The 13,044-nt window shown below is 41.7% G+C and carries 11 protein-coding genes; 9 read left to right on the top strand and 2 right to left on the bottom strand.

The genetic code is table 11. The annotated features are described in order from the left end of the window. Positions 1-69 precede the first annotated feature (69 nt). Complete coding sequence (locus IFU39_RS04520; protein WP_192131448.1) at positions 70-2,982, top strand: hypothetical protein; 2,913 nt, start codon at positions 70-72, stop codon at positions 2,980-2,982. Positions 2,983-3,642: 660 nt separating this feature from the next. Next, entirely contained in the window at positions 3,643-3,834 is a 192-nt protein-coding gene (locus IFU39_RS32770; protein WP_244660866.1) for a hypothetical protein, read from the top strand. A gap of 62 nt (positions 3,835-3,896) precedes the next feature. Here IFU39_RS32770 and IFU39_RS04510 read toward each other — a convergent pair whose 3' ends face one another. Then, positions 3,897-4,841 carry an NAD(P)-dependent oxidoreductase gene (locus IFU39_RS04510; RefSeq protein ID WP_192131446.1) on the bottom strand — a complete coding sequence of 315 codons (945 nt, stop codon included), beginning with the start codon at positions 4,839-4,841 and terminating at the stop codon, positions 3,897-3,899. Positions 4,842-5,023: 182 nt separating this feature from the next. Here IFU39_RS04510 and IFU39_RS04505 point away from each other — a divergent pair, with 182 nt between their 5' ends. The 3 genes from IFU39_RS04505 to IFU39_RS04495 all read left to right on the top strand — a co-directional run bounded on the left by IFU39_RS04505 (position 5,024) and on the right by IFU39_RS04495 (position 7,468). Next, the gene (locus tag IFU39_RS04505; RefSeq protein ID WP_091021004.1) at positions 5,024-5,584 is read left to right on the top strand and encodes a helix-turn-helix domain-containing protein; all 561 of its coding nucleotides are present in this window, start codon (positions 5,024-5,026) and stop codon (positions 5,582-5,584) included. A 214-nt stretch (positions 5,585-5,798) separates the two neighbouring features. After that, entirely contained in the window at positions 5,799-7,031 is a 1,233-nt protein-coding gene (locus tag IFU39_RS04500; RefSeq protein WP_105598876.1) for a CynX/NimT family MFS transporter, read from the top strand. A 5-nt stretch (positions 7,032-7,036) separates the two neighbouring features. Next, complete coding sequence (locus IFU39_RS04495; RefSeq protein ID WP_105598877.1) at positions 7,037-7,468, top strand: universal stress protein; 432 nt, start codon at positions 7,037-7,039, stop codon at positions 7,466-7,468. A 163-nt stretch (positions 7,469-7,631) separates the two neighbouring features. Here IFU39_RS04495 and IFU39_RS04490 read toward each other — a convergent pair whose 3' ends face one another. Then, a complete protein-coding gene (locus tag IFU39_RS04490; RefSeq protein WP_091021007.1) occupies positions 7,632-9,188 on the bottom strand; it encodes a glycine betaine uptake BCCT transporter in 1,557 nt (518 codons plus the stop codon). A gap of 449 nt (positions 9,189-9,637) precedes the next feature. On the opposite strand from IFU39_RS04490, the gene IFU39_RS04485 reads away from it, so the two are divergent. From IFU39_RS04485 to IFU39_RS04470, 4 genes are all read left to right on the top strand, one after another. After that, positions 9,638-9,793, top strand: a complete 156-nt coding sequence (locus IFU39_RS04485; RefSeq protein ID WP_179198703.1) for a hypothetical protein — start codon at positions 9,638-9,640, stop codon at positions 9,791-9,793. Then, positions 9,753-10,178: an ATP-binding cassette domain-containing protein gene (locus IFU39_RS04480; protein WP_223199703.1), complete on the top strand. Its 426-nt coding sequence runs from the start codon at positions 9,753-9,755 to the stop codon at positions 10,176-10,178. Before IFU39_RS04485 ends, IFU39_RS04480 begins: the two co-directional genes overlap by 41 nt. A 159-nt stretch (positions 10,179-10,337) precedes the next feature. After that, positions 10,338-12,002 (top strand): hypothetical protein, encoded by a 1,665-nt coding sequence (locus IFU39_RS04475; RefSeq protein ID WP_192131444.1) that lies wholly within the window; start codon positions 10,338-10,340, stop codon positions 12,000-12,002. A 306-nt stretch (positions 12,003-12,308) separates the two neighbouring features. Next, on the top strand, positions 12,309-12,887 hold the full coding sequence (locus IFU39_RS04470) for a hypothetical protein (protein WP_244660865.1): 579 nt from the start codon (positions 12,309-12,311) through the stop codon (positions 12,885-12,887). Positions 12,888-13,044: the final 157 nt, after the last annotated feature.

The raw sequence follows: 13,044 nt of genomic DNA, 5'->3' as shown, positions 1-13,044 counted from the left end.
TCGTGCGATGCTTCCTGCTTCACAGAATGAAAAGCGGGCAAATGTCTTTTTATACAGGGAGGTAGATTCATGTATAGGCCAAAAAAAACATATGTGACAATACTACTCACTGCCGCCGTGTTGGGTCATTTCATGGCCCTTGACGTATACGGGGCATCCACGGCTGATCACCTCGTTTCCAAATCTACTGTAGCCACGTCTGGTCTGACATTAGATCAACTGGGCTCAGTTTCGTTGAAGCAGAGCGTCCATGTAAAGCTGACGGAGATGGATGTTTTTACTCAGCCAGGTGGAAGTATTCTCATATATACGCTTCGTTACAGTAACAGCAGCGGCAATAGAATGGATCTTATCGATTATTTTTCCAAGGTTTCTACGCCGAGTGGTACGACTATAAAAGGAAAAGCAGTGACCCGTGATGCTGATAAACGAACGGTGCCTGCGAACAGCAGCCTGTCTGTGACGTACTATGCAAACATTGGAAACTCGACAAAGGTCAATGGGATCAAAATTTCCATGTTCGGATGGGATTTTAACAGTACAAATTATCAGAAAAAGCTGGGACAATTCACGGTTCCTGCCCAGTACTCATCTGTAATTCCGATGGGTAAGAGCAAAAAGATCACAATAAATAATCTTCCTGTTACAGCCAAGGTGGATACCTTGCAGAGGTATAAAATTAATGGAAAAGTGTATGTTCAATTGGGACTCAGGCTCTCAAACGGAGGAACCAAAATGCTGAGTGACCCTGGATATAAAGCATATCTAAGGTCAGCGGGCGGTTCAACATTTCAGCTTGTACCCGATTCAGCCAGCTCAGGCTACAAGCTTCAGTCTCAGGAGAGCAGAGTCATCAGTTATTGGGCTGAGATACCCTCCACGATGAAGACACATGGCATGACTCTGCAGCTTGCGCAGGAAGATGAAGTATTGAAGATCCAGATCCCAGTGCAATCGTTCAACCTTCCCGATGCAGCCCCGGATGTTGCTGTAGTGCAGGGCAAAAGCACCAAGATCATGATGAAACAGCAGCCAGTCACGGTCAAGGCGGAACGGATGCAGCGAATGAATCATAATGGAAAAGTATACATGAGAGTGGCCGTTCAATATGCAAACAGGGGCAAGAAGGTACTAAGCGATCCCGGATATAAAGCACAACTGAAATCGGCCGGGGGCTCAGTATTCGATCTTGTGCCTGAGGATGATACAGGGAGCAGCTTCAAGATCCAGCCAGGACAGAAACGAACGATATATTATTTAGCAGAGGTTCCATCCAACCTTAAAGCAGAACTTATGACGATGCAATTTACGCAAGAAGACGAAACGTTGAACATGATGCTACCCGTAAAAACCTTCAAGCTGCCAGCTGTTACCGCTGATAAGCCTGTGCCGGCTTATGGCATCAGAAAAATTTCGATGAGCCATCAAACGATTGAAACGCAGCTGAAATATGCTTCTGTATATACTGAGAACAATACTGGCAAATGGAATATTCAATTCCGCATTAAAAATCTCGGTGAAAAATCCGTGAAGCTGCCAGCTTATGAGCTTTCTATTAATACGGATGAAGGCTACAGCATTCCGGTGAACGCCAAGGCAATTGACCATGTTACCCTGAAGCCGATGGAGGAGAAGCTTATTGATCTGGATGTAGATGTGCCATTGCATATGAAACAGAATACGCTGCAGCTGCAATTGACTGAGCCTGCTACGGAAGGGAAGATTAGCTTCCCGACGGCACTTTATAAAGTTCCATATGCTCAAGAAGGCAAAAGCCATCCGGGCTTAGAAGATATCATTGAGAATAGTCACGGGACATTTGGCGTGAAGCTTAGCTCATATCAGCGGCTGCCATGGGGAGATAAAGATCAGATCGTAGCCCGAATCAGCATTCGTAATACCAAAACGACGACCGTGCAGCTGCCTGTGCTGAAAGCAGCAATAAATGCTGGAATGCGGGATCTCAGTAGTACAGGCCAAATCGTGGTACAGGATAACCAAACGACCTTGGCGCCCAATGAAACCGCGGAACTCTATGTCCTTGCTAACATGCCGTATTCGTATAATTTCAATCAATTACGAATTGAGCTCCAGGAAACAGCAGGCGAAGACGTTACTAAATTTCTGTCGTTGAACTTCAACCCGTTCAACAACGCTATGAGCCTGGTTCCTGCAGGCGACGCTTATCCCATCCATACTCCAGGCAAGAAAACAGAAGTCCGTGAACGCTTGACCACCATTTACCATGATGCTAAGTCCAATCTAATGTACACGGAACTGGAAATGACCAACCAGGAAAAACGGCAATCCAAGCAGTCACAGTTAGTTGCTTACTACAAAACACCAGATAACGAGTATTTTGAGGCAGAGGTCAGCCAATCGTCCGCCAAGACCAGTCCGAAAGGGAAAAACCTGGTGACGGTCTGGAGCAAGCTTCCACTAAATGTGAATACTTCGCAGCTTGAACTGTATGTCGGAGAAGGGGTTGCGAATGGAAAGATGGCAGATGTCGGGGATGAACTCACGGGCTCTATTAATACTGTTCGTTTAGCACTTAGCCCTAGAGTTGTACAACCAGCAACGAACCTGCAACATGTGGAATTGTTTCCGTATCAGCTCAACATTACGAGAGGTGAGGGGACGCTTAGCGCAGGGAAAGATATGCTTAATATCGTTATTTATTATGATCTCTTAAGAAATGGAGATTATGAGACAGGTTCTACTGACCATAAGCTCATTATGGAAGTCATTGACCCGAGCGGGAAATCCATAGAGAAGATATTAACACTCGGTACCGATTTAACCGTTGGCAACAATAAATCATACTTCATGAACTTGAATACCAACTTAAGCAAAATCGTAACTAGTGGGACAGTTCGAATCAATCTGTATGATGAGTTCCAAGGGCGAAGAATGTTGCTCGGAAGTCAAGTCTATCCATTCATATATGAAGAGCAGGAGAATAAACCAGATAGCGAATAAAAATAATAATACACATGCTATTGAAGGACAACATCTCTGAAGATATGATACTATATTTTCGGAGATGTTTTTTGTCGACGGACAAGAACATACTCCCATCAAGGTCACTATTTTAGGCGACTTTTTATTTTATCGGTACAAGTTCGTATTCCAGATACGGTCAACCTGCATTGTATGAAGAAGGAGAATGGCAGTACAATCACAGGTATGACAGAGACTAATCATGGAGTTGCGTTCCATGCCTGACTCAAAGTAGGGAACTTATATTAGTAATAACAATTCATGTCGAGGGACTGATAGGGTGATAGGGATGAGAAGACTTGAGTCGGATATGTCAGTAAACAACGAATTGTTTTCTGATATTGTCAGGTACGAACACGAAACGATAAGCGGTATGACCATAATAAACTCAAATGTATCGACTGTACTTTTTATAAATGTAGATTCAATGACCGGATTTTACAAGCGGCGAATATCGTCAATTGTTCCTTTACCGGCAAGCTAGTGGATATTACGTTTGAGGGAAATGGCCAACAAAAGCTAATCGCCAATTTTGAAAACTGCATCCTAGACGCTGTTCGTTTTGTAAGCTGTGATCTGACGAAATGTATTCCGCCAAAATCCAAAAACCATTTGTATGTTGAACAGGTATCCGCACGTGTGAAAAATGCTCTGACGAAGATAGACGATGACCCTAATCTATCTGACGATGATCGGAAAGTACTGATACGCAGTCTGCGCAAGCTTGAGCAAATGGAACAATATATATTTAACACAGCGCAGATGAAGAAAATATATGGTGATTTTTTTGTTGAACAATTTTTCAGTTGTCTGGATTGTAACCTTGCGTAAACAAGAGACAAAATTTTAAAAATGGATTGAAGTGAAAGGAAAGGGGCCGCTGCACCAAAACATCATAACTGATTGAGCTTGCTTTCAGGCTCTTCACCATTTTCTACACGTCTTATATTCTTTATAAAGAAATCATATCTTGTTTTATGAAATTTCCGACCATCAGGCATTCCTGCTTTATGGGGAGTAAGTATCACATTACCCAGATTCCGGAGCTCACTGTCAATCGGAAGCGGTTCAGATTCAAACACATCCAGGCATGCGCCTGAAATATCCCCGTTTTTTAATGCATCAATCAAGTCTCTTTCGTTGACAATGCCGCCGCGGGCTGTATTGATAAAAAGAGTGGTATTTTTCATTTTTTTGAATGCCGCTTTGTTGATCAGCTGTTTGGTTTGCTGATTCAAGGGTACATGTACACTGACGATGTCCGATGTGCTTACAAGAGTATCGAAGTCCGTCATTTTCACAAAAGCGTCCGATTGTACAGTGGCATTTTTCGCATTCGCCAGCACATTCATATCAAAAACCCTGCAAAACGAAGCTACTTTTTTTCCAATAGCACCCAAACCGATAATTCCAATCGTTTTTCCTTTTAACTCACTCCCTGCATAGTCCAATTGATTTTCATCCATCTTGTTTTTCATGAAAGTATCAAGAAACGGTATGTTTTTATAATAAGACAATATCAGTGCCATTACATGCTCGGCCACTGCCTGTGCATTCACTCCTCCAGCATTGGCCACCCAAATGCCGCGCTGTGTACAGGCAGGGACATCCACATTATCAAATCCTGCACCCGTCTGTACCAATTTTAATTTTTTTGCGTTAGAAAGCAGACTGTGATCCACTTTAATATGTTCAGGGATGATTACCTGGCTATCTTCAATATGATCCAACATTTCTTTTCCGGGCGGAACAATTACAACGTTCCAATCTTGCGGAAAACACCTTGCAATATTTGATTTTGAGGTCTCGCTAAAATAGCCAACGATGAGAATTTTCATTGCTAAGCCACCTTTCATAAGCTATACCGTTCTTTGAATAAAACCCGGTTGATGCACGTCATTTTATCCTTTTAATACAATTTTATCAAGAAAATCTCGCCAAGTTCTATTGAATTGGAATGGAAAAGAATCTAGATAAACAATATACTAGCTATATAGTTTTTTATTGAGGTGAATATCAAATGGATGAAATCGATGAGTCAAAACAAATTGTACTACAAATCGGCGGTGCATTAAAAAAGTATAGAAAAGAAAAAAACATGACCTTAGACGACTTATCAGAATTAACGGGCGTAAGCAAACTTACTCTGGGGAATATCGAACGTGGTGAGACAAATCCAACTTTGGCCATCATATGGAAAATTTCAAAAGGTATATCTTTACCGCTATTGGCTTTGTTCACATCAGAGAAACCTGTTAGTTTGTATCGAGCAGGGGAGGGACTGCGGTTTTCTAATGATGAGAAAAATTGGATCATTGAACCCGTCTTTAAAAGCAACGATATTGAAATGTGTCGGGCTTACTTACAGCCAAATAGCTCGTATTACCCTGAAGGTCACCATGTGAATACCACTGAAATTGCGACAGTAATGACGGGTTCCATCGAGTTACAAGTCAATGGAGAGATTTACACATTGAATCAATATGATACGATCAGTTTTCGTGCAGATTATCCGCACGCTTATACCAATCATACGAATAACGAAACAGTGCTCCATATTTCCTTAAAATATGGTTTCTAGTCGTCGAAAATTCACTTATTAAATGCAACTCCGAATTCCATGACGGGAATTCAGAGTTGTATTTTTTATTCAATTTTAGTATATCATAAAATAATTATTGTTTATTAAAGTATATTATACTATACTTTTATTATTCGCGCGGATGTTATAGCAAAGTTTTCAGCCAACAAATAGCAAAAATAAGACGTAATAATTCAGGAAGGAGAAATGAAGAATGCCGAATAAACAAAATAATAAATTCGTGCCAGCCTCTGCAGCGCTGATCATTCTCGGCATTATTGTTATTGCAGCTAATTTACGTACTCCCTTAACCTCAGTTGGTCCTTTAGTGGGTTTTATAAGGGATGACGTTCATATTTCAAATACATTAGCAGGTCTGATCACAACGGTACCCTTGCTTGCTTTTGCTTTATTATCACCTCTTGTACCAAAATTAGGACGGAGGTATGGGGTTGAGCGTATCATTTTGATTGCCCTAATCTTTCTGACTGTTGGTATTGTAATACGATCTTTATCTGGCGCAGCTAATCTCTTTATTGGAACAGCAGTTCTTGGATTCGCCATTGCCGTTTGTAATGTATTATTGCCCAGTATAATTAAACGGGATTTCCCAAATAAAATTGGATCCATGACAGGCGTTTACTCCATTTCAATGAATTTATCTGGGGCAATCGCTTCGGGAGTCAGTGTACCGCTAGCCATAAACGGAGGGCTAAAATGGCAAGGAGCACTTGCGGTATGGGGGATACTAAGCTTTGTATCGATCCTGTGTTGGTTACCCCAATTAAGAAATCAAACGAACCAAACAGCCAAGACGAGTCAACAGATGGCCAGCAACGATGTGAATGTCTGGCGATCTCCGCTTGCCTGGCAAGTAACAATCTTTATGGGGATACAGTCCATGGTTTTCTATGTGTTGATCGCATGGTTGCCCGAAATTTTAAAGCAGCAAGGAATTGAATCCAACCAATCAGGCTGGTACCTCTCGATCATGCAGTTAGCGATGCTTCCATTTACCTTTATTGTCCCTGTTATTGCTGGGCGTATGTCTAACCAACGTTTGTTAGTAATCATCACAACCATTTTGCTTTTGACGGGGACACTCGGACTTCTTTACGGAAGTTCCAATGTCATTCTGTTGTGGATCGTCATACTCGGAATTGGTGGAGGTTTCGCCTTTAGTTTGGCCATGATGTTTTTCGGATTGCGCACTGAAAATGCGCATCAAGCAGCGGAACTATCTGGCATGGCCCAATCGATCGGATATCTTCTTGCCGCAATCGGTCCAGCCCTTATAGGATATCTGCACGATGCAACAAATAGTTGGAACCTGCCACTTTTCATTCTTCTTGGGGCTTCGGTCTTACTCTTTTTAGTTGGTATCGGAGCAGCGAGTAATCGTGTTGTAGGTAGTCAAAATAGATACGAAATCTCACGGAAAGGATGATAACTATGTTTGACAAAATTCTGGTCGCCATTGATAAAGGTGAAATAACGAACAAACTCCTTGATGCAACCGTTGAAATAGCCCAAAATAAACAAGTTCAAGTTACCTTGGTTCATGTTAGCCAGAGTTATGTGCCGATCGGCATGACGTTTTTACCAGAGAATTTTCTGGAAGACATAATGAACGAAATGGAGAAAGCGAGTTTGGAACAGTTGTATCAAGCCAAATCTAAATTAAAGTCTGCGGGAATTAACCCGGAAACTGTTCATCTTAAGGGAGATCCCGGGCATGAAATATTGAATTATGCAAGGGATACCGAGCAGCAACTTGTTATTATCGGAAGCCGTGGGCTAAGGGGCATAAAAGAAATGATGCTTGGAAGTGTCAGCCACAAGGTTTCACAGCTATCAAGTTGCCCGGTCCTCATTGTACATTAACCCTCTAGGAACTGGAGAACGTTAATAGTATAAATAAGTGTTAGAAATCATTCCGCTTGGGGTTCAAACAGAATTCATGACAGATCTCAAAAACTCAATACCATGAAATAATAAAAAGCCCGCAAAAACGCGGGCTTTTGTTCGTTTTAACATCAAGTATACATTACCTGCCGGAAATTTCATTCAGCGAGATTTCTTGTTCCTCCAGCAGTCGTTTCAGCTTTTGGCGCTGCCGTTTTTCCTTCTGACGGCGCTCTTTGTCCTCAGCCTTTAGAGCCTTGAGCAGGGAGAAACACATACCAATAAGGACAATAGCGAACGGCAATGCGGTTACAATGGATGCCGTCTGGAGGCCAGTTAACCCCCCGCTGATTAGCAGTACTACCGCGATAGAGGACTGCATGATTCCCCAGGTTAATTTCACTCTTGCACTTGGGTCCAGCTTGCCATCTGAAGTAAGCATGCCCAGTACAAAGGTAGCTGAATCAGCCGACGTAATAAAGAAGATCATGATCAGCATTGTGGCGATGAATGCCACGATCGTGCCCAAAGGCAGCTGCTCCAGCATAAGGAATAAAGCGGTTGTTGTATCTTCCTTGACAGCCTCCGCCAGATGAGCGGCATTGAACAATTCCATGTGAAGTCCTGTTCCGCCAAAGACGGAGAACCAGATAAATCCGAAAAGACTTGGAATAACCATGACGTAAATTACAAATTCCTTTATGGTTCTTCCTCTGGATACCCTTGCGATAAAAGTGCCGACAAAAGGAGCCCACGAGATCCACCATGCCCAGTAAAATAACGTCCATGCTCCAATCCAGGTTTCTCTTGAGAACGGGGTCAGTCTCAAACTCATGTTAATAATGTTCTGCATGTAACTGCCCAAGGTCGTCGTGAATGTGTCAAATATGAAAGAAGTCGGACCAGTCACTAATACAAACATCATCAATAGCACAGCTATAACGAGGTTGGTGTTGCTCAGAATCTTAATCCCTTTATCCAGACCGGTGGTTGCCGAGATCAAAAACAGTACGGTTACAACTATGATAATGACAACCTGAGACAGAGTCGAGTTAGGAATACCGAATAAGTGATTCAGACCCCCGCCGATCTGAAGTGCACCCAGCCCAAGCGAGGTCGCAACACCAAAGATGGTGGAAATGACCGCCAGAATATCAATGACCTTTCCAAGCCAGCCTGCAGCAAGACGCTCACCTATCAGAGGAATAAAGGTGGAACTGATCAGCCCTTTGTATCCTTTCCGGAACTGGAAGTAAGCAAGCGCTAGGCCGATGACGGTATAGATAGCCCAAGGATGCAGCCCCCAGTGGAAAAAGGAATAACGCATTGAAAGTATGGCTGCTTGCGTTGTTTCGGGTACCGCCCCCTCAGGGGCAGATAAATAGTGGGATAGCGGTTCAGCTACTCCCCAAAAAACCAGCCCAATGCCCATACCAGCGCTAAACAGCATGGACAGCCAGGAAAGCGTAGAATACTCCGGCTCATCATCGTCATCCCCAAGCCTAATACCGCCAAATCGGCTGAACGCCAGATAAAAAGCAAAGACCAGGAAGAACAGTGTCGCTAGCAAATAAAACCAGCCAAAATTCTGAATAGAGAAGTTGTAGGCAACATTAGCCACATCCGCCAGCTGATCAGGAGCGACGGCTCCCCATATTGCAAATAGTGCAACGATGATAATTGTGATTGTAAATACCATGATGAGACCTCCGTTATGTAAGCTTCAGCCAACTGTTCCTTAGTATGTGCTAGTCCGACTTGTAATATTTCGGAAAGCTAGCTTTTGATAACTTAAAACAAACTGCAGTGTAATGAAACACCCGTCGGTTTATTCGTTCCCTTTTTAGTGAGGAATTAGTGACAAAGATTCAGGATTTAATTAGGATATTTGTATTAATTCAGAATCCGAGCATAATTATTTATGCATAAGAACGAATACCCATTATGGTCGCTATTTTTGCGGCTTTTTGTTGTATCACATAGACTTTTATCTGTAAATACAAGGAGTTATAACGTTCAAAATAGAATTCTAGTTTAGAGTGATTGTCTACTTCCAATATTAGTAATATTGGTCAAGTGACACGATTCACCTATTAAAGGGATATTACTTCTTATCCTTTTATGAAAAAATTGAAGGGATTGATACGGATGAAAACTAAACAATTATTAGATATGAATAATAACGTGAACAACGGCATGTACGGTTTTATTGAAATTCCAGGTAAACAAAAAATGAATTGGTTTGAAAGCGAGGAACAAATAAATGAAATTGGTCTTACAAAATGTAGAGAAGAGTTTTGGTGAAAAAAAAGTATTAGCCAATTTAAGTTTTCAATTTGAAAAGGGAAAGATCTATGGCCTTCTTGGGCGCAATGGCGTCGGAAAAACAACGTTATTCAATTGTTTAGGTGGCGAGATCCAAGTGGATGGCGGCAAAATGAAACTTGTCAACGGATCTAAAACGCGTGACTTGGAAATGGATGATGTAGGATACGTTTACTCTTTGCCACTGTTACCAGAATTTCTGACAGGATATGAATTTGTACGTTTTTTCATCGATGTTAACGTAGATGTGATTGAAGGACGAGGAAACAATATTGATGCCCTGTTTGATATGATGCACATTGCTCAGGATGACCGACATAAGCTCATTAAACATTACTCGCATGGGATGAAAAAAGTGATTTAAAAAAAGATCATATCCTAATTTTCTCGACCCATATATTGCAATTGGCAACGGATCTGTGTGATGAGTTAATTATTTTAAATCATGGGAGTTTAACACAGATTTCACCCGAAATCCTTACTCAGCCCGACTTTGAAGAACAGGTAATTGAATTATTACGGAATGAAAGCCAAAGCGGAAGTACGAAGGAGAACGCCGATGACGGGAATGATTAGTACAATTTCTCGCATATGGCAGTTACAGATGATTACGCTGGTCAACCGTTTGATCTATTTCACGCATAATTTACCGTTTGTTGCTCATTTAATCAGTGAACAAACTTATGCTGCTTTTCGGACGAAACGTGCAATTGGTGCAATTGCGATTATTTTATTATTTGTCGTTGGTTTATTGGAAAGCTTATTATATTTCGTGGGAATGTTTGCATTGCCCATGCTCTTATGGACGGAAAATATTAATCGTACGGAGCATTTTAACCTTCTTCTTCACATGTATTTTTGCATAAGTGGCGTAATGGCTGGGGTAACGAGTGCAAAAGTGTTGGAATCAAACAAAATGAAGTATACATCTATCCGACTTATGCGGATAAACCCAACCAAATTTATGCGAGCTACGCTATTTTATCGGTATACGACATTTTTCATCTATCAAGGGATTGCTATGACTCTGGTTGCGGTACTTTTTAAATTTTCAATTCCTCATGCATTGCTGATTGTGGGAATGATGACTTTTTGGCGAGTGATATGTGAATCTTTACATTTGGCATTATTTAAATGGAAAGGCATTATTCTTGTACAGAAAATATGGGCTACGAGTTTGAGCATGTTGCTGGCACTGACTTTTGCTTACCTTCCCTTCACAAAACTAAACCTTCCTCTATTTGGATCTGTGATATTGGATCAACCGGGGCTTTTGATACTGATATCGTTGTTCGGGGCTATCTGTGGGTATGTTTTACTAAAACATACGGATTTCACATCTGCAGTGCGCGCAGTAATAAACCATGCTGATCCATTGTTAAATCCAGAAATACGGATGGCTGATCTTCAACAGAGAATGGTTCAGTCAAAAGAACATGATCTTAGCAGGCCTACGTCGTCTAACCTTCATGTCAACGAGCAGCGCACATTAGAAAAAAAGGGATACGAGCAATTACACGAAATTTTGGTTACCAGGCACACCGCTCTCCTCCGTGCACCGTTCCACAGACGTTTATTGGCTATTATGATCATAGGCATACTCCTACCTTTGTTGGTACTCATTTTCAAAAATCATCTTTCACTAGATTCAATTGAAAGATTCTCACCTTTAATCATTATGTTCATGCTAAATCTGACCGTAGGTAGCCAGATTTGTAAGGCTCTATTCTACCATGTTGATAAGCCGATGATGCGCTATCCATTTTACCGCCAGCATGCGAAGCAGCATTTTCTGTTACGATTTAGAAGTATATTAAGCATAAATCTTAAGTTAGGTTCTTGTTTAGCAGCTGTAGTAAGTGTATCTATACTTGTATTAACTGGAGGACAAGATATAAGTACACTACTTCCTATCTGGGTTACAACCATTGCACTGGCTGTATTTTTCTCAGTACATCATCTGTTGTTATACTATGTGATTCAACCTTATACCACTGAGTTGGAAACCAATAGTCCTCTTTTCTCATTCGTAAACGGCCTTATTTCATTGAGTTTTGTTGTGGCGATGTATCTAGGTCCTCCACTATGGGGACTAACCGCTATTATCATCGTGTTGACTATAGCCTATCTATCCATTGCTGTCCTTCTCGTAACCAAATATGCTCAAAACAATTTTAGAGTGAAATGAGAAGGAGTTTCCAAAGCATTGAGTCTTAATCCCCACTAGGGCCTATGTAATGTAGGAGGGATGAGATTCAATGCTTTTTTTGATTATGAGGAGGTATTATAAATAACAGAAAAGGATGTTGGAGAAGGGCTGAATGTTCAGCAAGTTTATTAGCAACATTGCTTCTGTTTTAATCTAATCGTTATTTTGCGATAAATGTTTTCCCTTTTTTATTGCAGGAAAATGGGAATCAGAGCACGAAATATGTTGATAATTATGCTAAAAAAGTTGCTTTGTGCACAATGATGTATCCAAAGCTGGATGTGCTTGAGCAAAGAGAAAGGTGTGTCACTATCCATGAAAGAACCATCTGAACACCTCATTGCCATGCTAGGTCAGCCTTATGAGTCCAGGCGTGTTCAACAAGTATTGCAATCCTTCGGTGTCAAACGTATGCCGAAGGCGAGTGATTATTTTAGTGACGACATTATTTGGTCTGTAAAGTCATCTATCCGCCTAGACGTTTATCGCTCACCGAAAATTCATGAACTGACTGGACGTGACGATCTGAACACGGATGAATGGATAATCGGCGCCGTCCATTTTCTTGCTCCTGGATCGGATGACCGAATCCATACCCCGTTTCCAGGACAGCTTCCTGCCGGAATGACAATGAACTCAACGCCAGATATGTTGATTCGTGAATACGGTCAACCTGCATTGTATGAAGAAGGGGAATGGCTCGGGGGCAGCGGTCCGTTTCTGGCTTGGCGTGAATCCGGCATAAATGTCGCCATTGAGTATGAAAAGAACGAGGACGACAGTGCAATGACATGTTATACTGCCTGTTTAGTTGGATGTATCGGCGCTTGGCGAAAGGATTACCCGGAGGTTTTTGCTCCCTGAAGAAATCAAAAAAAGAAGCACCCACGCTTGTCTGCACACCCATGGTAGGACTGAGACCAAGCATGGAGGGGCGTTCCATTCCTAGCTCAAATTAGGGAACATATATTAGTAATAACAATTCATGTCGAGGGACTGATAGGGTGATAGGGGTGAGAAG

This window comes from Paenibacillus sp. CFBP 13594, assembly GCF_014842675.1.
GTDB lineage: Bacteria > Bacillota > Bacilli > Paenibacillales > Paenibacillaceae > Paenibacillus > Paenibacillus amylolyticus_B.
The sequence above is the reverse complement of the archived record's forward strand: the minus strand, read 5'-3'. Positions and strand labels throughout refer to the sequence as shown.

Excerpts from the sequence above, each read along its gene's own strand:
- IFU39_RS04520 (WP_192131448.1), top strand. The coding sequence starts at position 70 with ATGTATAGGCCAAAAAAAACATATGTGACAATACTACTCACTGCCGCC.
- IFU39_RS04510 (WP_192131446.1), bottom strand. The coding sequence starts at position 4,841 with ATGAAAATTCTCATCGTTGGCTATTTTAGCGAGACCTCAAAATCAAAT.
- IFU39_RS04505 (WP_091021004.1), top strand. The coding sequence starts at position 5,024 with ATGGATGAAATCGATGAGTCAAAACAAATTGTACTACAAATCGGCGGT.
- IFU39_RS04500 (WP_105598876.1), top strand. The coding sequence starts at position 5,799 with ATGCCGAATAAACAAAATAATAAATTCGTGCCAGCCTCTGCAGCGCTG.
- IFU39_RS04495 (WP_105598877.1), top strand. The coding sequence starts at position 7,037 with ATGTTTGACAAAATTCTGGTCGCCATTGATAAAGGTGAAATAACGAAC.
- IFU39_RS04490 (WP_091021007.1), bottom strand. The coding sequence starts at position 9,188 with ATGGTATTTACAATCACAATTATCATCGTTGCACTATTTGCAATATGG.
- IFU39_RS04485 (WP_179198703.1), top strand. The coding sequence starts at position 9,638 with ATGAAAACTAAACAATTATTAGATATGAATAATAACGTGAACAACGGC.
- IFU39_RS04480 (WP_223199703.1), top strand. The coding sequence starts at position 9,753 with ATGAAATTGGTCTTACAAAATGTAGAGAAGAGTTTTGGTGAAAAAAAA.
- IFU39_RS04475 (WP_192131444.1), top strand. The coding sequence starts at position 10,338 with ATGAAAGCCAAAGCGGAAGTACGAAGGAGAACGCCGATGACGGGAATG.